We start from the raw sequence: 19,774 nt of genomic DNA on the forward strand, positions 1-19,774 counted from the left end.
GCCGCGGCATCGAGACGACACGAAACAGATCGGGAGCCGCAATGCCGTCGACCGCGCGCCGCCTCGGGCTCGCCGGCCTCGCGCTCGGGGGAATGCTCCTTCCCGGCGCCGCGCTCGCGCACCCGCACGTCTTCGTCGATGCGAAGTCGGAGATCGTCTTCGACGAATATGGCCGCATCGCCTCCGTGCGGGCGATCTGGCAGTTCGACGAAGCCTTCACCGCCTTCGCCGTGCAAGGGCTCGACGCCAACAATGACGGCAAGCTCGACGATTCCGAACTCGCCCCGCTCGCCAAGGTGAATGTCGATTCCCTCAAGGAATACGACTATTTCACCTGGCTGACGATCGACGGGGTCGAGGTCAAGCTGAAGCCGCCGGACGAATATTTTCTGCAGTTCCACGGTGGCAGGCTGACGCTGTTCTTCACGCTGCCGGTCGCCGATCCGGCGCCGGTGAAGGGCGAGACGCGGCTCGAAGTCTATGATCCGGAATATTTCGTCGCGTTCAGTTTCGTCGAGGACCGGCCGATCGCGCTCGACCATGCGCCGCGCGGCTGCGCCGCCGTCTATCATCCGCCGCGCGAGCTCGACGCCTCGTCGGCGGCGATGCTCGCCGCGATCCCGGCCGACCAGCGCGATCTGCCGCCCGACCTCGCGCAGTTGACCAATGGCCTCGCCAATGTGGTGACGATCAGCTGCGGACGGTGATGATCAGGACGCCGCGCCTCGCCCTCGCCGCCTTGTGCCTCGCCGCGCTTCCCGCGGCGGCGGCGCCTTCGCCCTTCGGCGTCGGCACGCCGGACGGCGGCGGCGCGGCCTCCTGGGCCGGCCCGCTGGCGCCGCTGTTCGGCTGGATCGCCGTCGAGCAGGCGGCCTTCTACCGGGAGTTGACGCGGGCGCTCTCCGCGCTCGGCGAAAGCGGCCATGCCGCGGCGTTGCTGGTCGCGCTCTCCTTCGCCTATGGGGTTTTCCACGCCGCCGGGCCGGGCCATGGCAAGGCGGTGGTGGCGAGCTGGCTGTTCGTGTCGGGCGAGCGGCTGCGCCGCGGCGTGGCGATCGCCTTTCTCGCGGCGATCGCGCAGGCCGTCACGGCGATCGCGGTGGTCGGTTTCGGTACGGTGTTGCTCGGCGTCACCGCCTTCACCATGACGCGGGCGACCGACGCGCTCGAGGCGACGAGCTATGCGCTGATCGCGCTGTGCGGGGCGGTGCTCCTCGTCACCAAGCTCACCGGCTTCGGCCGGCGCGCCGGTCCCGTGGCGGCAGCGGCGCCCGCCACCGCACCGGCGATCGCGCCGATGCCGCTTCGGCCGGCCGGCACGCGCGCTTTCGCCTGCGACGACGCCTCGGCCGGCCATGTGCACGGGCCGGATTGCGGCCACGCCCATGCGCCCGATCCGGCGCTGCTCGACCGGCCGCTGACGATCGGCCGGGCCTGGGCGGCGGTCCTCGCGGTCGGCGTGCGGCCCTGCACCGGCGCGATCATCGTGCTCGTCTTTGCCCTGTCGCAGCGACTCTGGTGGGCGGGGCTCCTCTCCGTCCTTGTGATGGCGCTCGGCACGGCGATCACCGTCTCGGCGCTCGCCGCGCTCGCGGTCAAGGCGCGCGATCTGGCGCTGCGCTTTTCGAGCGGCGGCGGTGCCGGCGTCGCGGCGCTGCGCGGCCTCGAGATCGCGGCCGCCGCGGCGATCCTCCTGTTCGGCCTCGCCATGCTCGGCGGGGCGCTGTCCGCCTGAGGCCTATTCGGCGGCGAGCGCCGGCCGGGCGGCCCGCTCGCGCATCGCCGCGCCGAAGGCGGCGAAGAGGCGGTGCGAGGGCGCGTCGCTCGTCACCCAATATTCCGGATGCCATTGCACGGCGACGGCGAAGCCGGGGCTGCCGGCGACGCTGACCGCCTCGATCGTGCCGTCCTCGGCGGTCGCCTCGACGACGAGGCCGTCGGCGAGCCGGGCGACCGCCTGGCGGTGCAGCGAGTTGACGCGGATGCGGTCCGCCGCGACGATCCGGCCGAGACAGCCGCCCTCGACGACGACGACGTCCTGGCGGATGGCGAAGCGCTCGTCCTGGCTCGCGCTCGCCGGCGCGCGATGGTCGATGCGACCCTCGACGAGATGCACCTCGGGCTCGAGCGAGCCGCCGAGCGCCACGTTCAGTTCCTGGAAACCGCGGCAGATGGCGAGCAGCGGCACGCCGCGGGCGAGCGCCTTGCGGATCAGCGGCAGCGTGGTGGCGTCGCGCGCCGGATCGTAGGGCTCGGCGCGCGGCTCGGGTTCGGCGCCGTAGAGCGCGGGATGGACGTTCGAGCGGCTGCCGGTGACGAGCACGCCGTCGACCCGGGCGAGCAGCGCGTCGAGATCGATCGCGTCGCCGAGCGAGGGGACGATCACCGGCACGCCGCCGAGGCCCGCCGTGACACCGCGCAGATAGCTCTCGGCGGCGGCGTGCCAGTCATAGCCGTCGGCCGGGCGGACATCCGCGGTGACGGCGACGAGGGGGACGAAGGGCGCGTGGATCATCGGACGGGCATCCGGCGAGGAGGGGATCGGTCGGGAGCTATATAGGCCCGGCCCGACCGGTTGCGAAGCGCCGACCGTTGGCGCGAAATCGGGCATGCCTATGGCCGAAAGGCGGATTGACAAGGCAGGGGCCATATCGTCGGCTGCAGCCGGTGTTCGAGCATCCGGATGACGAGAAGCATCCGCTCAGGGGAGGACATGATGGACCGTCGTTCTTTCATCAAATCGGCCGGCCTCGCCGGCGTCGGCACGGCGGCGCTCGCCGCGCCGGCAATCGCGCAATCCGCGCCGGAGATCAAATGGCGCCTGACCTCGGGTTTCCCGAAGTCGCTCGACACGATCTATGGCGGCGCCGAGACGATCTCGAAGGCCGTGTCGGACATCACCGACGGCAAGTTCCAGATCCAGGTCTTCCCGTCGGGTGAGCTGATCCCGACGCCGCAGGCACTCGACGCGGTGCAGAACGACACCGTCGAGGCGACGCACACCTGCTCGTACTACTATGTCGGCAAGGATCCGACCTTCGCGATCGGCACGGCGATCCCCTTCGGGCTCAACGCCCGGCAGCAGAACGCCTGGATCACCGAGGGCGGCGGGCAGCAGCTGCTCGACGAATTCTACGGCCAGTACGGCGTCGTCTCCTTCGTCGCCGGCAATACCGGCACGCAGATGGGCGGCTGGTGGCGCAAGGAGATCAAGTCGGTCGCCGACCTGTCGGGCGTCAAGTTCCGCATCGCCGGCCTCGGCGGCCGGGTGATGGCGAAGCTCGGCGCGGCGCCGCAGCAGATCCCGGGCTCGGACATCTATCCGGCGCTCGAAAAGGGCACGATCGACGCGGCGGAATGGGTCGGTCCCTATGACGACGAGAAGCTCGGCTTCGCCCAGGTCGCCAAATATTACTATTATCCCGGCTTCTGGGAGGGCGGCCCGGCGATCCACCTGTTCGTCAACAAGGCGAAATACGAGGCGCTGCCGGACTCCTACAAGGCGGCGCTGAAGGCGGCGTCCGCACTCGCCAACGACGTGATGATGGCCAAGTACGACGTGAAGAACGTCACCGCGATCCGCAGCCTGGTCGGCAGCGGCGTGCAGCTCCGGCGCTATCCGAACGACGTGCTCGAGGCGGCCTACAAGGCGACCTTCGAGCTCTATGACGAACTCGCCGCCGAGAACGCCAACTGGAAGAAGGTCTACGAGCCCTGGAAGAAATACCGCGAGGAGGCCTATCAGTGGTTCCGCGTCGCGGAATACACCTTCGACTCCTTCGGCTACACCATGCAGGCGAAGGGCTGACGGCCGGCGAACGGCCGAGGCGCTGCACGATCGAGAGGCCGGTCCGCCGGCCTCTCTCTTCCCGCGCGTCCGGCCGGACGCCAGCCGCCGCGCCCCCCGCTACGGCGCCGGCTCGACCGTGAGCACCGCGCCGTCATGGCCAGTGATCCGCACGCGGGTGCCCGCCGGCAGGTCCGGACCGCGTACACGCCAGACCGAATCGTCGATCCGGACCCGCCCGGTGCCGTTCTCGATCGCCTCGGCGAGGGGATAGGTGCGCCCGATCAGCCGGGTCGGCCGGTCGTTGAGGAGCGGCTGCGCCCCGCGCTGGCCGGCTCCCGCGAAGAAGCGCCGGCCGAGGAGAACGAGCGCGACGGCGAGCACGACGAAGGCGATCGCCTGCGCCTGCCAGGCGAAATCGACGAGCAGGGCGGCGACGCCGACGAGCGCCGCGGCGACGCCGAACCACAGGAAGAAGGTGCCCGGCACCAGGATCTCGAGGCCGAGCAGGACGAGGCCGAGAACCACCCAGCTCCAGGCACCGAGCGCGGCGATCGCCTGAAGGATCACGGCGTGCGGTCCGGGCTGCCGGCCGGGGGCACGGCGCTGCGGCCGTGGCGCCGGGCGGACTCCGCCGGCGCGCCGCCGAAGGCCTCGCGGGCGATCTCGGCGATGCCGCCGAGCGAGCCGATCAGCGCGGTCGCCTCGACCGGCAGCATCAGCACCTTCTGGTTCGGGGCGCTCGCCAGCCGCTCGATCGCCCGGGTATAGCCCTGCGCGATGAAATAGTTGATCGCCTGCACGTCGCCGGCGGCGATCGCCTCCGACACCATCTGCGTCGCCTTCGCCTCCGCCTCGGCGGAGCGCTCGCGTGCCTCGGCGTCGCGGAAGGCGGCCTCGCGGCGGCCCTCGGCCTCCAGAATCTGCGCCTGCTTCTGGCCTTCGGCGCGCAGGATCTGCGCCTGGCGCTGGCCCTCGGCCTCCAGCACCTGGGCGCGCTTCTCGCGCTCCGCCTTCATCTGGCGGGCCATCGAATCGACGAGATCGGCCGGCGGCACGATGTCCTTGATCTCGATGCGGGTGATCTTGAGGCCCCAGGGCGCGGCCGCCGCATCGACGACGCGCAACAGGCGCTCATTGATGTCGTCGCGGTGCGACAGCAGCTGGTCGAGATCCATCGAGCCCATGACGGTGCGGATGTTCGTCATGGTGAGATTGAGGAGGGCGTTCTCGAGCCCGCGCACCTCATAGGCGGCGCGCGCCGCGTCGACCACCTGGTAGAAGGTGACGCCGTCGACCGAGACGGTGGCGTTGTCGCGGGTGATCACCTCCTGCGTCGGCACGTCGAGCACCTGTTCCATCATGTTCATCTTCGCGCCGATGCGGTCGATGAACGGGACGATCAGGTTGAGGCCGGGCGAGAGGGTCTTGGTGTAGCGGCCGAAGCGCTCGACGGTATAGTTGAAGCCCTGCGGAATGGTCTTCACGCCGGCGACCAGAACGAGGATCGCCAGCACGACGATGATCAGAACGACGATGTCGAAACCGAACAAGCCCATCATCCCGTCTCCCGTGGCCGTCCGATTCCGGACCCGTTCCGCAAAGTAAGCGCTCGCATCCGCCGCGGCAATCGACCGGCATCACCCGGCGCCGCCCTCACAGCCAGCCGGCGAGCTCCCGCCGGACGAGGGATTCGAGCATCGCCATGCCCGGCGCGCCGTCATTGAGGCAGGGCAGGGCCGCGAACTTCTCGCCGCCATGCTCGTGGAAGAACTCGGCGTTCTGCCCCGCGATCTCCTCGAGCGTCTCGACGCAGTCGGCCGCGAAGCCGGGCGTGATCACAGCGAGCCGCTTGATGCCCTGGTCGGCGAGCGTCTTCACCGTCTCGTCGGTATAGGGCTGCAGCCATTCCGCGCGGCCGAAGCGCGACTGGAAGGTGAGACGCACCTTGTCGCCGAGCGGCCCGAGCCGCGCCTTCAGGAGCCGCACCGTCTTGTGGCACTGGCAGTGATAGGGATCGCCCTTGTCGAGATATTCCCGCGGCAGGCCATGGAACGAGGCGAGGATGACCTCCGGTTCGAAATCGAGCCGGCCGAGCGCCGCCTCGGTCTCGCGGGCGAGCGCATCGATATAGGCGGGATCGTCGTGATAGGGCGGCAGGGTACGGACCGCCGGCTGCCAGCGCATCGCCATCAGCGCCTCGAAGGCCTTGTCGTTCACCGTCGCCGTCGTCGCGGCCGAGTATTGCGGATAGAGCGGGACGATCAGGATGCGCTCGCAGCCCTCGGCCTTCAGCGCGGCGAGGCGGCTGGCGATCGAGGGATTGCCGTAGCGCATCGCCCAGTCGACGACGACGGACGTCTCCCCGCCGAATCGCGCCGCGAGCTTCTCGGCCTGCGCGCGGGTGATGGTGCGCAGCGGCGATTCGTTGCGTTCCTCGTTCCAGATCGACCGGTAGGCCTCGCCGGAACGCTGTGGCCGTGTCGACAGGATGACGAGGTTGAGGAGGGGCCACCAGATCAGCCGGTTGACCTCGATGACCCGGCGATCGGAGAGGAACTCCTTCAGATAGCGGCGCATCGACCAATAGTCGGTCCCGTCCGGCGTGCCGAGATTGACGAGCAGCACGCCGATCCGGCCGGCCTTCACCGGCGGGTGCCCGGCCGGCAGCCGGATCGCCCGATACTCGCCCGTCCCGCTCATCGTTCGCCCCTCTCGTGCCGCATCGGTCCGCCGCGAAGATAGGGGCGCGGACGCCCGAGTCCATCGCGCCTTTCGGCCACAGGGGCTTCCCCCGCCCGCCGAGGGCGATTGCCGCGTGACAGGCCGTCGTCGCGCTGTGAAGATCGGCGGCGAGGATCGGCCCGCGGGCAGCCGCCCGCGGGACCCATCAGACCGGAGGCACGACATGATGCGATTATCCGCCGTCTCCCTCGCCGCTGCGCTTCTCTTCGGTACCGCCCTGCCGCTCGCCGCGGAGACCGTCACCGTCAATTTCGTCCAGACCAACGACATCGACCGGATGGAGGAGCATCACGGCCGCGGCGGCTTCGCCCGGCTCGCCGGCGTGCTCGACGAGGTGCGCGCCGAGGGACCGACCTTCTTCGTCCATGCCGGCGACACGCTGTCGCCCTCGCTGCTGTCCGGCATCGATCACGGCGCGCACATCATCGATATCCTGAACGCCATGGGCGTTGACGCCTTCACGCCCGGCAATCACGAGTTCGATTTCGGCCCCGACGTGTTCCGCGAGCGGATGCGCGAGGCGAAATTCCCGGTGATCACCTCGAACGTCCGCGAAAAGGACGGCGCCTCGGTGCCGAACGCGGTCGACGACCGGATCGTCGAGGTCGAGGGCGTGCGCTTCGCCTTCTACGGCCTGACCACGGAAGACACGCCGCAGGTCGCATCGCCCGGCGACATGAGCTTCGCGCCCTCGGTGGAGACGGCGAAGAAGAAGGCCGCGGCGCTGCGTGCGGCCGGCGCCGACATCGTCGTCGCCGTCGTCCACACGCCCCTCTCGGTCGACATGGCGCTCGTCCGCGACAAGGCGGCGGATCTCATCTTCTCCGGCCATGACGAGCACCTGCTCGTCTTCTTCGACGGCGCGACGGCGCTCACCGAGTCGGGCTCGCAGGCCGACAGCGTCGTCGTCACGCGCCTGACGGTCGACAAGGAGACCAAGGACGGCAAGACCACCGTCACCTTCCGGCCCGATTTCGAGATCGTCGACAGCGCGAGCGTCGAGCCCGACCCGGCGATCAAGGCGAAGGTCGACGGCTATCTCGGCAAGCTCGACAAGGAGCTGAAGGTGGCGATCGGCACCACGCAGACGGCGCTCGACAGTCGCCGCGCCACCGTCCGCGCGACGGAGGCGGCGATCGGCAATCTGATCGCCGATGCGATGCGCGAGACGGTCGGCGCCGATGTCGGGCTGATGAATGGCGGCGGCATCCGGGCCGACCGCGAATACGCGCCCGGCACCACGCTCACCCGCGCCGACGTCTTCGCGGAACTGCCCTTCGGCAACAAGACGGTGAAGATCGCCGTGACGGGCGAGAAGCTCAAGGCGGCGATCGAGAACGGCCTGAGCCTCGTCGAGGCGAAGGCCGGCCGCTTCCCGCAGGTGTCCGGCATGGTCGTCACGGCCGATCTGTCGAAGCTGCCCGGATCGCGCGTCGAGAGCATCACGGTCGACGGCGCGCCGCTCGATCCGGCGAAGACCTACACGCTCGCCACCAACGACTTCGTCGCCGATGGCGGCGACGGCTACACCGTGCTCGCCGATGCGGCGCGGCTGATCAGCCCGGTCGACGCGCAGCTCCTCGCCAGCCAGGTGATCGCCTATGTCGAGGCGAAGAAGACGGTCGCGCCGGCGGTCGAGGGCCGGCTCGTGCTGCGTTGATCGTCCGTTTTCCGGGGGCGGCGCCGCGCCGCCCCCGACTTTCGTCTTAAGCGCTTGCCGGTGGCCTCGCCGCCCCGTTCCGGCTAAGGAGAGAGAGCCCGGAAGCGCGCAAAACCGCCGCTTGCGTGCGCATTGGACCAGCGGGCGACCGGCCGAAGAAGAGCCGGCGCTGCGAGGAACCAGGGGGATCGGACATGAAGCCGCTGCTCGGCCTTTGCCGGCTCGTCGACCGCGTCAACGTCTTCGTCGGCCGGGCGGTGTCCTGGCTTCTGCTCGCCGCGATCTTCGTCAGCGCCGGCAATGCGATCATCCGCAAGATCGCGCCGGCCTATACGTCGAACGCCTGGCTCGAACTGCAGTGGTATCTGTTCTCGGGCGGCTTCCTGCTCGCCGCGGCCTACACGCTCTTCAAGGGCGAGCACGTCAAGATCGACCTCGTCTACGGCCGCTTCACCCGCCGCACGCAGGTCTGGATCGAAGTGTTCGGCACGCTCGTCTTCCTGCTTCCCTATTGCCTCGTCACCATCCTGCTCGTCTGGCCGGTGGTCGAATCGAAGATCCTGTCGGGTGAGCACTCGCCCAATCCGGGCGGCCTGCTGATGTGGCCCGTCTGGATCCTGATCCCGATCGGCTTCATCCTGCTCGGCCTCCAGGGCCTCTCCGAACTCGTCAAGCGGCTCGCCTTCCTGGCCGGCGCCGGTCCCGATCCGGGCGCCGAAGCCGACGAGGCGACTGCCGACATCGCCACGGCGCATTGAGGGAGGGCTCGCCATGGCCGCGTTCATCGCCGAGAACCTCGCCCCGATCATGTTCGCCTCGCTGGTGGTCGTGCTGCTGCTCGGCTATCCGGTCGCCTTCGCGCTCGCCGCGATCGGCCTCTTCTACGGCGTGGTGGGCATCGAGTTCGGGCTTCTGTCGCCGAACCTCTTCCAGGCGATCCCCGACCGCATCTTCGGCACCATGTCGAACGAGACGCTCTTGGCGATCCCGTTCTTCACCTTCATGGGCCTGATCCTCGAACGATCCGGCATGGCGGAGGACCTGCTCGACACGATCGGCCAGCTGTTCGGGCCGATCCGCGGCGGGCTCGCCTATGCCGTGATCTTCGTCGGCGCGCTGCTCGCCGCGACCACCGGCGTCGTCGCGGCCTCCGTCATCTCGATGGGCCTGATCTCGCTGCCGATCATGCTGCGCTACGGCTATGACCGGCGGCTCGCCAGCGGCACGATCGCCGCCTCGGGCACGCTCGCCCAGATCATCCCGCCCTCGCTGGTGCTGATCGTGCTCGCCGACCAGCTCGGCCGCTCGGTCGGCGACATGTATGAGGGCGCGCTGCTGCCTGGCCTCGTGCTGACGGCGATGTATGCCGGCTTCGTGCTGCTCGTCACCCTCTTCCGTCCCGACTGGGCGCCGGCCCTGCCGCCGGAGGCGCGCACGCTGCGCGGCTTCGCGCTCGCGTCCCGCGTCGTGACGAGCCTCGTGCCGCCGCTCGTGCTGATCTTCCTCGTGCTCGGCACGATCTTCATCGGCCTCGCCACGCCGACCGAGGGCGGCGCGATGGGCGCCGTCGGCGCGCTCGTGCTCGCCGCGATCAACCGCAAGCTGACCTTCCGGATGATCGTTCAGGCGCTCGATTCGACCGTCAAGCTCTCCGCCTTCGTGCTGTTCATCCTGCTCGGGGCGCGTGTCTTCTCGCTCACCTTCTATGGTGTCGACGGCCATGTCTGGGTCGAGCATCTGCTGACGAGCGTGCCCGGCGGCGAGCTCGGCTTCCTGATCGTCGTCAACATCCTCGTCTTCCTGCTCGCCTTCTTCCTCGACTTCTTCGAGCTCGCCTTCATCATCGTGCCGCTGCTCGCGCCGGCGGCGGATGCGCTCGGCATCGATCTCGTCTGGTTCGGCGTGCTGCTCGCGGTCAACATGCAGACCTCGTTCATGCACCCGCCCTTCGGCTTCTCGCTGTTCTTCCTGCGCTCGGTGGCGCCCACCCGGGCCTATGCCGACAAGGTGACGGGGAGGACGATCGCGCCCGTGACTTCGGGCCAGATCTATCTCGGCGCGATCCCCTATGTGATCATCCAGATCATCATGGTCGGCATCGTGCTCGGCTTTCCGAGCCTCGTGACGCATTACAAGGCCGGGCGCGTCGAGGTCGACCCGTCGACGATCGACATCAACGTGCCGATGCCGGGCGACGAGGGCGGCAACCCGTTCGGAGACCCGGGCAACCCGTTCGGCGATCCGGGCAATCCGTTCGGCGGCGAGGCCCCGGGGGGCGGCGCAGCGCCCGCCGCGCCGGGCGAGATCCCGCCGCCCGATTTCGGCGCGCCGGCGCAATAGGGAAGGGCGGGCAGGGCGTCCGCCCGCCTCCGCCGACCATGTCCCGATGCGCGGCGTCGCTCAGGCGACGCCGATGCGCAGCAGGTCGTGCATGTGGACGATGCCGACCGGCCGCCGCTCCTCGACGACGAAAAGTGCGGTGATCGCGGCGCGGTTCAACTGCTCGACCGCGGCGGCGACGAGCGTGTCGGGCGCGATGGTGCGCGGCGCGCGGGTCATCACCCGCTCGACCGGCGCCTCGAGCAGGGCGGGCCCGAGATGGCGGCGCAGATCGCCATCGGTGATGATGCCGGCGAGCGCGCCCTCGCCATCGACGATGCCGACGCAGCCGAAGCCCTTCGCGGTCATCACGAGGATCGCCTCGCTCACCGAAGCGGCGAGCGGCAGCAGCGGCACGGCCTCGCCGGCATGCATGATGTCGCGGACATAGTTGAGGTTCGCGCCGAGCTTGCCGCCGGGGTGGAAGACGCGGAATTCCTGCGCCGTGAAGCCGCGGCTCTCGAGCAGGGCGACGGCGAGCGCGTCGCCGAGCGCGAGCTGCATGACGGTGGATGTGGTCGGCGCGAGGCCGTGCGGACAGGCCTCGGCGGCTTGCGGCAGGGCGAGCACCAGATCGGCGGCCCGGCCGAGCGCGCTTCCCGGCGCGCTCGTCATCGCGACGAGCGGCAGGCGGAAGCGGCGGGCATATTCGACGACGGCGCGCAGCTCCGCCGATTCGCCGGAGAAGGAGAGGGCGAGCACGACATCGCCGGCGGCGACCATGCCGAGATCGCCATGGCTCGCCTCGGCGGCATGGAGGAAGAAGGCGGGCGTCCCGGTCGAGGCGAGGGTGGCGGCGACCTTCGCGCCGATATGGCCGCTCTTGCCGATGCCGGTGACGACGACGCGGCCGGTCGCCGCCCGGATCAGGCCGACGGCTTCGGCGAGCGCGCGGCCGAGCGGCCCGGCGAGCGCCTCGGCGATGGCGTCGAGCCCGGCACGTTCGCGTTCGATGGTGCGCAGCGCCGACGCGACGGCACCGTCATCGGCGGGGCGGATCGCGACGATGGCCATGTTCACCTCACGCTGTTCGACGTGCCGCTTCTAGCACGGCTTCCCCGCGGCGCGCACCTGCCGGCACCGAAACGCAAGGTTAACCAAGCCGCTTTACGATTCGGAAAGCATAGTTTCGCGTGAGAGACCGCCGGGCGCGATGGCCGTCCCCTTCCGAATGACCGCGCTCGCCCTTCTTCTCGCCGCCGCGCCGGCCGCCGGCCTGCGGGCGGAAACGGCCGTGCCCGCCTGGCCGCTGCGCGGTGCGGTGACGGACGACGCGGCTGCGCTCGCGTCGGCTACGGGCGACACTGCGCCGTCCGACGCGACGGTCGCGGCGGAGGCGGAGGATCCCGCGCCGCCGCCGGCCGAGGCGGACGACGGGCCGCTCGGGAGGGCCGAGGGGCCGGCCGGACGGGCCGGTGCGGTGGCGCCCGAAGGGCCTGCCGCGGCGATCGGGCGAGGCGGCCGGCGGGCGGCGGACGAGACGGCCTATGATCCGCTCGGCCTCCGGGTCGGATCCTTCCTGATGTTCCCGGCGGTCGAACTGCGCGGCGGCTATGCGAGCAACGCCGCCGGTGCGGCGGGGGGCGGCGCGTCCGGCCTTCTCGAGGTCGCGCCGGAGGTGGTGTTCCGCTCGCAATGGGCGCGCCACGCGGCGACGCTTTCGCTGCGCGGTGGGGTTCTGCATGCGCTCGACGGCGGGACCGGGGACCGGCCGACCGTCTCGATCGAGGCGGGAGGCAGGATCGACCTGCCGGCGGAATGGACGCTGGCGCTGCGCGCCGGCTACGACTATGCGCGCGAGGACCTGTCGAGCGCGGATTATCCGGACGGTGCCGACCGGCCGCCGGGCGTGCACCGCCTCGCCGCCGGGGCGGCGCTCGACGGGCGGATCGGCCGCGTCGTGCTCGGCCTGCGCAGCGCGGTCGACGGGCGGCTCTATGAGGATGCCGAGATCGGCGGCGTCGCGGTCTCGCAGAAGGACCGCGACAACGCCGCCGTCTCCGGCACGCTGCGGCTCGGCTATGCGGTCGTCCCCGGCCTCGTTCCCTTCGTCGAGGCGGAGGCGTCGCGCCGGATCTATGCCGAGCGGCGCGATGCGGACGGCATCGCGCGGGCCTCGCGCGGCGTCGCGCTGCGCGCCGGTCTCGCCTATGACGCCGCGCCGGTGACGACGGCCGAGATCGCGCTCGGCTGGCGGCGGGAGGATTTCGACGACGACGCGCTGTCCTCGCTCGAGGCGTTCACCATCGACGGCTCGATCGTCTGGTCGCCGACGCGGCTGACCACGGTCCGTCTCGCCGGCTCGACCGCGATCGAACCCTCGACCGATCCGGGGACGTCGGGGGCGGTCGTCTACGACACGACGCTGTCGATCGAGCGCGCGCTCCGCCGCAATCTGACGGCGGAGCTGTTCGGCGGCTGGCGCGCGGAGGAGTTCGGCGGCGCGGGCGCCGACACCACCACCTGGACGGCCGGGGTCGGGGCGCGCTGGAAGCTCAACCGCTCGCTCTGGGTGACCGGCCGGTTCACGCAGACCTGGTTCGAGTCGGCGGCCGCGGCCGCCGACTATCGGGACAGCCGCGTGCTCGTCGGGCTCAGGCTGCAGCGCTAGCGATCGCCTGGCGCTCCGCCTCCGGCAGGGTCGCGATGAGGGCCTCGAGCTCGCGGCGGAATTCGCCCGAGAGGTCCGGCCGGTCGAGCGCGAAGGCGACATTGGCGATCAGGAAGCCGACCTTGTGGCCGCAGTCGAAGGTGCGCCCGTCGAAGCGGCAGCCATAGAAATACTGCCGCTGCATCAGCGCCAGCATGGCGTCGGTCAGCTGGATCTCATTGCCCGCGCCGCGCTGCTGGCGCGACAGGAACTCGAAGATCTGCGGCTGCAGGATGTAGCGGCCGTTGATGTAGAGGTTGGACGGGGCGATGTCCGGCTTCGGCTTCTCGACCATGCGGTCGATGCGGAAGGCGCGCTCGCTCAGCGTCGAGCCGATGCCGACGATGCCGTACTGGTCGGTCATCTTCGGGTCGCATTCCTCGACCGAGATCACATTACCGCCGGTCTCGCGATAGACGTCGACCATCTGGGCGAGGCAGCTCGGCTGGCCCTTCGTCACCATGTCCGGGAGGAGCACGGCGAAGGGCTCGTCGCCGACCAGCTCGCGCGCGCACCAGATCGCATGGCCGAGACCGAGCGGCTCCTGCTGGCGGGTGAAGCTCGTCGTGCCGGGCTTCGGCAGCTCGCTGCGCAGCTGGTCGAGCACCTTGTCCTTGCCGCGGCCGGCGAGCGTCGCCTCGAGCTCGTACTGGATGTCGAAATGATCCTCGATGACGCCCTTGTTGCGGCCCGTCACGAAGATGAAGTGCTCGATGCCCGCCTCGCGCGCCTCGTCGACCGCATGCTGGATGACGGGCCGGTCGACGACCGGCAGCATCTCCTTCGGCATCGCCTTGGTTGCGGGAAGGAAGCGTGTGCCGAGGCCGGCGACGGGAAACACGGCCTTGCGGATCGGACGGTTCATAGGGACCTCACCGGACTGAACCTTTGCGGGGGAGCGCCGCACGATAGCGCGATCGCCATGCGAAGCAAGGCGGCGCGCCGGCCGGCGTGGCGACAGGGTGAACGGGGTCGAAAGCCTGCGCTCTTCATGCTTTCTTAACCACGGCGAGGCGAGAGGTTCCCCCATGACGGTCCTGGTCACCGGCGGCGCCGGCTATATCGGCAGTCACATGGTCTGGCGCCTGCTCGACGCGGGCGAGCGGGTCGTGGTGATCGACAGCCTCGCCACCGGCTTCCGGTTCGCGATCGCGCCCGAGGCGGCGGCCGTGTTCGGCGATGTCGGGGACGAGGATCTCGTCCGCTCGACGATCGAGGCGCAGGGGGTCGACGCCGTGATCCACTTCGCCGGCTCGGTGGTGGTGCCCGACTCGGTCGCCGATCCGCTCGGCTATTATCTCAACAACACCGTCAAATCGCGCAGCGTGATCGCCGCGGCCGTCGCCGCCGGCGTATCGCATTTCATCTTCTCGTCGACCGCCGCGGTCTATGGCAGCGGCGGCGCGGAGCCGATCCGCGAGGATGCGCCGCTCGCCCCCGCCTCGCCCTATGGCCGTTCCAAGCTGATGACCGAGATGATGCTCGCCGACACCGCGGCGGCGCATGAGTTCCGCTATGCGGCGCTGCGCTATTTCAATGTCGCCGGCGCCGATCCGGCCGGCCGCACCGGGCAGTCGACCCGCGGCGCGACGCATCTCATCAAGGTCGCGGCCGAGGCCGCGCTCGGCAAGCGCGCGGCGCTCACCGTGCACGGCAGCGACTACGCGACGCCGGACGGCACCTGCCTGCGCGACTACATCCACGTCTCCGATCTGGTCGACGCGCATTACGACGCGCTTCTCCATCTGCGCCGCGGCGGCGACAGCCTCGTCGCCAATTGCGGCTATGGCCACGGCTATTCGGTGCGGCAGGTGATCGAGGCGGTGCGGCGGGTGTCGGGCCGGGATTTTCCGGTCGTCGACGGGCCGCGCCGGCCGGGCGATGCCGAGGCGATCGTCGCCGATCCGGCCCGTGCGATGGCGGTGCTCGGCTGGCGGCCGCGGCGCGACGATCTCGATGGCATCGTCGACAGCGCGCTCGCCTGGGAGGATCATCTGACGCGACGCAATTTCGTCGCCTGAGCGGGCGAGGCTGAAGGGAATCGGCTGGGGGCGCTGCGAAGAAACGGGAAGGAGGCCGGCTTGTTGCTGCTCGAACGGACGAGGAGGGTCGCATGTGCGGCCGCACGAAGGCTCGCGGGGCTGACGCTCGCACTGCTCGTCTTCGGCGTTTCCCTTCCGCCCCCGCAGGCGCAGGCCGATGCCGCCGCCAAGGCCTGGGTGGAGCGCTTCTGGCGCGAGGCGCGGGCCGCCGGCGTCTCGCGGCGCACCTATGACGCCGCGCTCGGCCGCTTCACGCCCGACCCCGACGTGCTGCGGCGGGCGAGCGCGCAGGCCGAATTCGTCAAGCCGCTCTGGGAGTATCTCGACAGCGCCGTCTCCGAGCGGCGCATCGCCGACGGGCGGGCGGCGCTGCGCCGCTACGAGCGCGGCCTCGACGAGATCGAGCGGCGCTATGGCGTCAGCCGCTATGCCGTGGTGGCGATCTGGGGCATGGAATCGTCCTACGGCCAGGTGCTCGAGAACGACCAGATCGTCAAGAACACCATCCGGTCGCTCGCGACCCTCGCCTATAAGGGTGGGCGGCGCGCCAGATACGGTCGCACCCAGCTCATCGCGGCGCTGAAGATCCTCGAGCACGGCGACATCACGCCCGGCCGGATGGTCGGCTCCTGGGCCGGCGCGATGGGCCACACCCAGTTCATCCCGACCACCTATCGGGCCTATGCGGCGGATTTCGACGGCGACGGCAAGCGCGACATCTGGACCAACCCGCTCGACGCGCTCGCCTCGACCGCGAACTATCTGCGCGTCTCCGGCTGGCGGGCCGGCGAGAGCTGGGGCTATGAGGTCGAGATTCCGGCGGGCTTCGACTGGCGCCACGCCGACCGCGACGAGACACGGCCGGTCTCGGCCTGGGCGAAGCTCGGCATAAGGCGGGTGGCCGGCCGTGCCTTCTCCCGCGCCGACGAGCCGGCGCGGCTCTATGCGCCGGCCGGCGCACACGGGCCTGTCTTCCTGCTGATCCGCAATTTCCAGGCGATCAAGCGCTACAACAATGCCGACGCCTATGCGCTCGCCGTCGGCCATCTCGCCGACCGGCTCGCCGGCTATGGCGCCTTCGTCGCCGGCTGGCCGCAGGGCGACCGGCCGCTGACGCCCGACGAGCGCGGCGATCTGCAGCGGGCGCTGGCGCGCCGAGGTCATTATAGCGGCGCGATCGACGGCAAGATCGGGCCGGGCACCCGCGCGGCGATCCGCGCCTATCAGGCGCGCGCCGGTCTCGTGCCGGACGGCTGGGCCTCGGCGGCGCTGCTCGCCCGGATGCGGGGCGAAAGCTGACCGGGGCGCGCGCTGCGGCTGGCGAAATCCGCGCCACACGGTAGAATGGCGAGGGCTGGGGGTCCACGGGGCCCCGAAGGACTCTCGTTCAATGATGCGGCGGTTCGTGATGGCGGCCTTCGGGCCGATGGCGCTCTGCGTCGCGCTGGTCGTTGCGGCCGGCGGGTTGTCGCCTGTCCACGCCCAGGAGAGCCCCGCTCCGCAGACGGGTCCCGGTACCCGGCAGGTCGCCTTTCTCGAACGGTTGTTCGGCGGCCGCGAGGTCGCGGCGCCGCCGGGCGATGTCGGCGCGCCCGCCGGGGAGCCGCTCCGCCGCCGCCGCGGCGCGCCGTTGCCGCCCGACGCGCCGATCTATGACGACGAGCCGCCGCGGCGCGGCCTCGGCGCGATCTTCGGCCGCCGCCGGCAGGCGCCGCCGGCGATCGACGAGCGGCCGGCACCCCAGCAGGCGCAGCAGCCGCGCAAGAAGAGGCCGGCCGCGGCGCCCGCCGAGCCGGACTATGCGGTCGCGGCGATCGAGCCGAAGGCGGAGGATGCCCGCAAGGTTCTGGTGATCGGCGATTTCGTCGCCGGGGCGCTCGCCTGGGGCCTCGACCAGGCCTTCGCCGCCGAGCCGCGGATCCGCATCGTCGACGCCTCGAACGGGGCGTCGGGCTTCGTGCGCAGCGACTATTACGACTGGAACGCCGAACTGCCGGCGATCCTCGACGCGCAGAAGCCGGACATGGTCGTCGTGCTGATCGGCGCCAATGACCGGCAGGTGATCCGCGCCGGCGAGGACCGGCTCGCGCCCCGCACGCCGGAATGGCAGAAGGTCTACGAGCAGCGGCTCGATTCCCTGCTGCTCGGCCTGCAGGCCTATGGCCGGCCCTTCTACTGGATCGGCGCGCCGCCGCTCGGGCCCGAGGACGCCTCGGCCGACATGACCTTCCTCAATTCGCTGTTCGAGGCGCGGGTGAAGGCGGTCGGCGGCTCCTTCATCGATGTCTGGGACGGCTTCTCCGACGAGGACGGCAAGTTCGTCGCCCGCGGGCCGGACATGGACGGGCAGGTGAAGGCGCTGCGCACCTCCGACGGGATCGGCTTCACCCGGCCCGGCCGGCGCAAGCTCGCCTTCTATGTCGAGACCGAGATCCGCCGCGACGGCGGCGTTCTGACGCCGGGCTCGAGCCTGATCAGCGCGGTCAATCCGAACGAGGTGATCGAGATCGGCCCGGACGGCAAGGAGCGCCGTCTGGGCCCCGTCGTCTCGCTGACCGACCCGCCGCCCGGCGCCGCCGATAGTCCGCTCGCCGGCGCCGTGCCCGCCGCCCCGCCGCCGGCCGACAGCGCCCAATACAAGCTCGTCGTCGAAGGCGCGCCGCCGCCGCCGCCGGCGGGCCGGGTCGACGATTTCACCTGGCGGCCGGCGCCGAAGGACGAGGGGGACCCGGCGAACCGGGTGCGGCTCGACGGCATCGTGCTGCTGCCCGCACCCACGGCGGCGGTCGCCGCGCCCGCGGTGGAGTGAGCCCGGCGGCACTGCGGCGCTACGGCCCGTTCGGAGGCCCCGGGGGAGATCGCGGGCGCGGTCCGGCCGGTGATCGGACGGGGGGCCGGCCCTGTGCGGCGGGCGCGACGGCCTCGATCGAACGAGGGCGGATTCGGAAGTAGGGACCCGTCCGATGATGCCCCTCGCGGGCTGCGGCGGGCGCCGCGGCCGCGGATCGGCCGAGGGAGGCCGGGGCAGGCTGCCGATCGCGCGGGATGTTCGGCCAAAGAAAAAGGCCGGGCGTCGGCCCGGCCTTTCCGTTCAGAGCTTCGTCGCGCTCAGCCGAGCGACTTGACGATGCTCTCGACCATCTTCTTCGCGTCGGCGAAGAGCATCATGGTGTTGTCCTTGAAGAACAGCTCGTTCTCGACGCCGGCATAGCCCGAACCCATGCCGCGCTTGACGAAGAGCACGGTGCCGGCCTTCTCGACGTCGAGGATCGGCATGCCGAAGATCGGCGATTTCGGGTCGGTCTTCGCCGCCGGATTGGTGACGTCGTTGGCGCCGATGACGAAGGCGACATCGGCCTGCGCGAACTCGGAATTGATGTCCTCGAGCTCGAACACCTCGTCATAGGGCACGTTCGCCTCGGCGAGGAGAACGTTCATGTGGCCCGGCATGCGGCCCGCGACGGGGTGGATCGCATATTTCACCTCGACGCCCTCGGCCTTCAGCTTGTCGGCCATTTCACGCAGCGCATGCTGCGCCTGGGCGACCGCCATGCCGTAGCCCGGCACGATGATGACCTTCGAGGCGTTCTTCATGATGAAGGCGGCGTCCTCGGCCGAGCCCTGCTTGACCGGCCGCTGCTCGACCGCGCCGCCCGAAGGCCCGGCCGTCTCGCCGCCGAAGCCGCCGAGAATGACCGAGATGAAGGAGCGGTTCATCCCCTTGCACATGATGTAGGAGAGGATGGCGCCCGACGAGCCGACCAGCGCGCCGGTGATGATCAGCGCGGTGTTGCCGAGCGTGAAGCCGATGCCCGCCGCCGCCCAGCCGGAATAGGAGTTCAGCATCGAGACGACGACCGGCATGTCGGCGCCGCCGATCGGCACGATGATCAGGCCGCCGAGCACGAGGCTGACGAGCACAATCAGCCAGAACACGGCGTGGCTCTCGGTGCGGACGAGCGCGATGATCAGCACGACGAGCAGGATGGCGAGGCCGGCATTGATGAAGTGCCGGCCCGGCAGGAGGATCGGCCGGCCCGACATGTTGCCGTTGAGCTTCGCAAAGGCGATGACCGAGCCGGTGAAGGTGATCGCGCCGATCGCCACGCCGAGGCTCATCTCGACGAGCGCCTGGCCGTGGATGAGGCCGACCGCGCCGATGCCGAAGGCCTCCGGCGCATAGAGCGCGGCGGCCGCCACCATCACCGCGGCGAGGCCGACGAGCGAGTGGAAGGCGGCGACGAGCTGCGGCATCGCCGTCATGGCGATGCGCCGGGCGATCACCGCGCCGACGATGCCGCCGATGGCGAGGCCGAGGATGATCAGCGTCCAGGCGGCGCCGGCGCGCGGCGCGGCATAGGCGAGCGTGGTCAGGATGGCGATCGCCATGCCGACCATGCCGAGCAGATTGCCGCGGCGCGAGGTCGCCGGGCTCGACAGCCCGCGCAGCGCCATGATGAAGAGGACGCCCGAGATCAGATAGAGGACGGCCGTGACGTTGGGAGACAGCA

General features: G+C 70.5%; 17 protein-coding genes. 10 read left to right on the forward strand and 7 right to left on the reverse strand.

Features of this window, described 5'->3' with window-relative positions; all coding sequences use genetic code 11:
* Window positions 1-41 precede the first annotated feature (41 nt).
* Both GGQ63_RS07765 and GGQ63_RS07770 read left to right on the forward strand, forming a co-directional pair.
* A complete protein-coding gene (locus GGQ63_RS07765; protein ID WP_183854387.1) occupies window positions 42-707 on the forward strand; it encodes a DUF1007 family protein in 666 nt (221 codons plus the stop codon).
* Entirely contained in the window at window positions 707-1,735 is a 1,029-nt protein-coding gene (locus GGQ63_RS07770) for a nickel/cobalt transporter (protein ID WP_183854389.1), read from the forward strand. Before GGQ63_RS07765 ends, GGQ63_RS07770 begins: the two co-directional genes overlap by 1 nt.
* Before the next feature lie 3 nt (window positions 1,736-1,738).
* Here the strand turns inward: GGQ63_RS07770 and GGQ63_RS07775 are convergent, their stop codons facing one another.
* Window positions 1,739-2,515: a gamma-glutamyl-gamma-aminobutyrate hydrolase family protein gene (locus tag GGQ63_RS07775; RefSeq protein ID WP_183854392.1), complete on the reverse strand. Its 777-nt coding sequence runs from the start codon at window positions 2,513-2,515 to the stop codon at window positions 1,739-1,741.
* Between the two features lie 201 nt (window positions 2,516-2,716).
* Here GGQ63_RS07775 and GGQ63_RS07780 point away from each other — a divergent pair, with 201 nt between their 5' ends.
* Window positions 2,717-3,808 (forward strand): TRAP transporter substrate-binding protein, encoded by a 1,092-nt coding sequence (locus tag GGQ63_RS07780; RefSeq protein ID WP_183854394.1) that lies wholly within the window; start codon window positions 2,717-2,719, stop codon window positions 3,806-3,808.
* A 99-nt stretch (window positions 3,809-3,907) separates the two neighbouring features.
* Here the strand turns inward: GGQ63_RS07780 and GGQ63_RS07785 are convergent, their stop codons facing one another.
* The 3 genes from GGQ63_RS07785 to hemH form a co-directional block, all read right to left on the reverse strand.
* The gene (locus GGQ63_RS07785; RefSeq protein WP_183854396.1) at window positions 3,908-4,357 is read right to left on the reverse strand and encodes an NfeD family protein; all 450 of its coding nucleotides are present in this window, start codon (window positions 4,355-4,357) and stop codon (window positions 3,908-3,910) included.
* Window positions 4,354-5,346: an SPFH domain-containing protein gene (locus GGQ63_RS07790; RefSeq protein WP_425502071.1), complete on the reverse strand. Its 993-nt coding sequence runs from the start codon at window positions 5,344-5,346 to the stop codon at window positions 4,354-4,356. Before GGQ63_RS07790 ends, GGQ63_RS07785 begins: the two co-directional genes overlap by 4 nt.
* Window positions 5,347-5,443: 97 nt before the next feature.
* On the reverse strand, window positions 5,444-6,490 hold the full coding sequence (hemH, locus tag GGQ63_RS07795; RefSeq protein ID WP_183854398.1) for a ferrochelatase: 1,047 nt from the start codon (window positions 6,488-6,490) through the stop codon (window positions 5,444-5,446).
* Between the two features lie 205 nt (window positions 6,491-6,695).
* On the opposite strand from hemH, the gene GGQ63_RS07800 reads away from it, so the two are divergent.
* From GGQ63_RS07800 to GGQ63_RS07810, 3 genes are all read left to right on the forward strand, one after another.
* Window positions 6,696-8,192: a bifunctional metallophosphatase/5'-nucleotidase gene (locus GGQ63_RS07800; protein WP_183854400.1), complete on the forward strand. Its 1,497-nt coding sequence runs from the start codon at window positions 6,696-6,698 to the stop codon at window positions 8,190-8,192.
* Between the two features lie 194 nt (window positions 8,193-8,386).
* Entirely contained in the window at window positions 8,387-8,950 is a 564-nt protein-coding gene (locus tag GGQ63_RS07805) for a TRAP transporter small permease subunit (protein ID WP_183854402.1), read from the forward strand.
* A 13-nt stretch (window positions 8,951-8,963) separates the two neighbouring features.
* Window positions 8,964-10,532 (forward strand): TRAP transporter large permease, encoded by a 1,569-nt coding sequence (locus tag GGQ63_RS07810; RefSeq protein WP_183854404.1) that lies wholly within the window; start codon window positions 8,964-8,966, stop codon window positions 10,530-10,532.
* A gap of 60 nt (window positions 10,533-10,592) precedes the next feature.
* Here GGQ63_RS07810 and GGQ63_RS07815 read toward each other — a convergent pair whose 3' ends face one another.
* The gene (locus GGQ63_RS07815) at window positions 10,593-11,585 is read right to left on the reverse strand and encodes a KpsF/GutQ family sugar-phosphate isomerase (protein ID WP_183854406.1); all 993 of its coding nucleotides are present in this window, start codon (window positions 11,583-11,585) and stop codon (window positions 10,593-10,595) included.
* A 139-nt stretch (window positions 11,586-11,724) separates the two neighbouring features.
* On the opposite strand from GGQ63_RS07815, the gene GGQ63_RS07820 reads away from it, so the two are divergent.
* Complete coding sequence (locus tag GGQ63_RS07820) at window positions 11,725-13,182, forward strand: outer membrane beta-barrel protein (RefSeq protein WP_183854408.1); 1,458 nt, start codon at window positions 11,725-11,727, stop codon at window positions 13,180-13,182.
* Here GGQ63_RS07820 and galU read toward each other — a convergent pair.
* A complete protein-coding gene (gene galU / locus GGQ63_RS07825) occupies window positions 13,166-14,086 on the reverse strand; it encodes a UTP--glucose-1-phosphate uridylyltransferase GalU (RefSeq protein ID WP_183854410.1) in 921 nt (306 codons plus the stop codon). The two genes, GGQ63_RS07820 and galU, sit on opposite strands and share 17 nt — an antisense overlap.
* Before the next feature lie 163 nt (window positions 14,087-14,249).
* Here galU and galE point away from each other — a divergent pair, with 163 nt between their 5' ends.
* The 3 genes from galE to GGQ63_RS07840 all read left to right on the forward strand — a co-directional run bounded on the left by galE (window position 14,250) and on the right by GGQ63_RS07840 (window position 18,072).
* Window positions 14,250-15,242 (forward strand): UDP-glucose 4-epimerase GalE, encoded by a 993-nt coding sequence (gene galE / locus GGQ63_RS07830; protein WP_183854412.1) that lies wholly within the window; start codon window positions 14,250-14,252, stop codon window positions 15,240-15,242.
* Between the two features lie 60 nt (window positions 15,243-15,302).
* Window positions 15,303-16,562 carry a lytic murein transglycosylase gene (locus GGQ63_RS07835; protein ID WP_246429682.1) on the forward strand — a complete coding sequence of 420 codons (1,260 nt, stop codon included), beginning with the start codon at window positions 15,303-15,305 and terminating at the stop codon, window positions 16,560-16,562.
* Between the two features lie 91 nt (window positions 16,563-16,653).
* Window positions 16,654-18,072, forward strand: coding sequence for an SGNH/GDSL hydrolase family protein (locus GGQ63_RS07840; RefSeq protein WP_183854414.1), 1,419 nt, complete (start codon window positions 16,654-16,656; stop codon window positions 18,070-18,072).
* 299 nt (window positions 18,073-18,371) lie between these two features.
* On the opposite strand, the gene GGQ63_RS07845 is transcribed toward GGQ63_RS07840, so the two are convergent.
* Entirely contained in the window at window positions 18,372-19,772 is a 1,401-nt protein-coding gene (locus GGQ63_RS07845) for an NAD(P)(+) transhydrogenase (Re/Si-specific) subunit beta (protein WP_183855372.1), read from the reverse strand.
* Window positions 19,773-19,774: the final 2 nt, after the last annotated feature.

The organism is Prosthecomicrobium pneumaticum (assembly GCF_014199915.1).
GTDB classification, from domain to species: Bacteria; Pseudomonadota; Alphaproteobacteria; order Rhizobiales; family Kaistiaceae; genus Prosthecomicrobium; species Prosthecomicrobium pneumaticum.

Excerpts from the sequence above, each read along its gene's own strand:
- GGQ63_RS07765 (WP_183854387.1), top strand. The coding sequence starts at position 42 with ATGCCGTCGACCGCGCGCCGCCTCGGGCTCGCCGGCCTCGCGCTCGGG.
- GGQ63_RS07770 (WP_183854389.1), top strand. The coding sequence starts at position 707 with ATGATCAGGACGCCGCGCCTCGCCCTCGCCGCCTTGTGCCTCGCCGCG.
- GGQ63_RS07775 (WP_183854392.1), bottom strand. The coding sequence starts at position 2,515 with ATGATCCACGCGCCCTTCGTCCCCCTCGTCGCCGTCACCGCGGATGTC.
- GGQ63_RS07780 (WP_183854394.1), top strand. The coding sequence starts at position 2,717 with ATGGACCGTCGTTCTTTCATCAAATCGGCCGGCCTCGCCGGCGTCGGC.
- GGQ63_RS07790 (WP_425502071.1), bottom strand. The coding sequence starts at position 5,346 with ATGGGCTTGTTCGGTTTCGACATCGTCGTTCTGATCATCGTCGTGCTG.
- hemH (WP_183854398.1), bottom strand. The coding sequence starts at position 6,490 with ATGAGCGGGACGGGCGAGTATCGGGCGATCCGGCTGCCGGCCGGGCAC.
- GGQ63_RS07800 (WP_183854400.1), top strand. The coding sequence starts at position 6,696 with ATGATGCGATTATCCGCCGTCTCCCTCGCCGCTGCGCTTCTCTTCGGT.
- GGQ63_RS07805 (WP_183854402.1), top strand. The coding sequence starts at position 8,387 with ATGAAGCCGCTGCTCGGCCTTTGCCGGCTCGTCGACCGCGTCAACGTC.
- GGQ63_RS07810 (WP_183854404.1), top strand. The coding sequence starts at position 8,964 with ATGGCCGCGTTCATCGCCGAGAACCTCGCCCCGATCATGTTCGCCTCG.
- GGQ63_RS07815 (WP_183854406.1), bottom strand. The coding sequence starts at position 11,585 with ATGGCCATCGTCGCGATCCGCCCCGCCGATGACGGTGCCGTCGCGTCG.
- GGQ63_RS07820 (WP_183854408.1), top strand. The coding sequence starts at position 11,725 with ATGGCCGTCCCCTTCCGAATGACCGCGCTCGCCCTTCTTCTCGCCGCC.
- galU (WP_183854410.1), bottom strand. The coding sequence starts at position 14,086 with ATGAACCGTCCGATCCGCAAGGCCGTGTTTCCCGTCGCCGGCCTCGGC.
- galE (WP_183854412.1), top strand. The coding sequence starts at position 14,250 with ATGACGGTCCTGGTCACCGGCGGCGCCGGCTATATCGGCAGTCACATG.
- GGQ63_RS07840 (WP_183854414.1), top strand. The coding sequence starts at position 16,654 with ATGATGCGGCGGTTCGTGATGGCGGCCTTCGGGCCGATGGCGCTCTGC.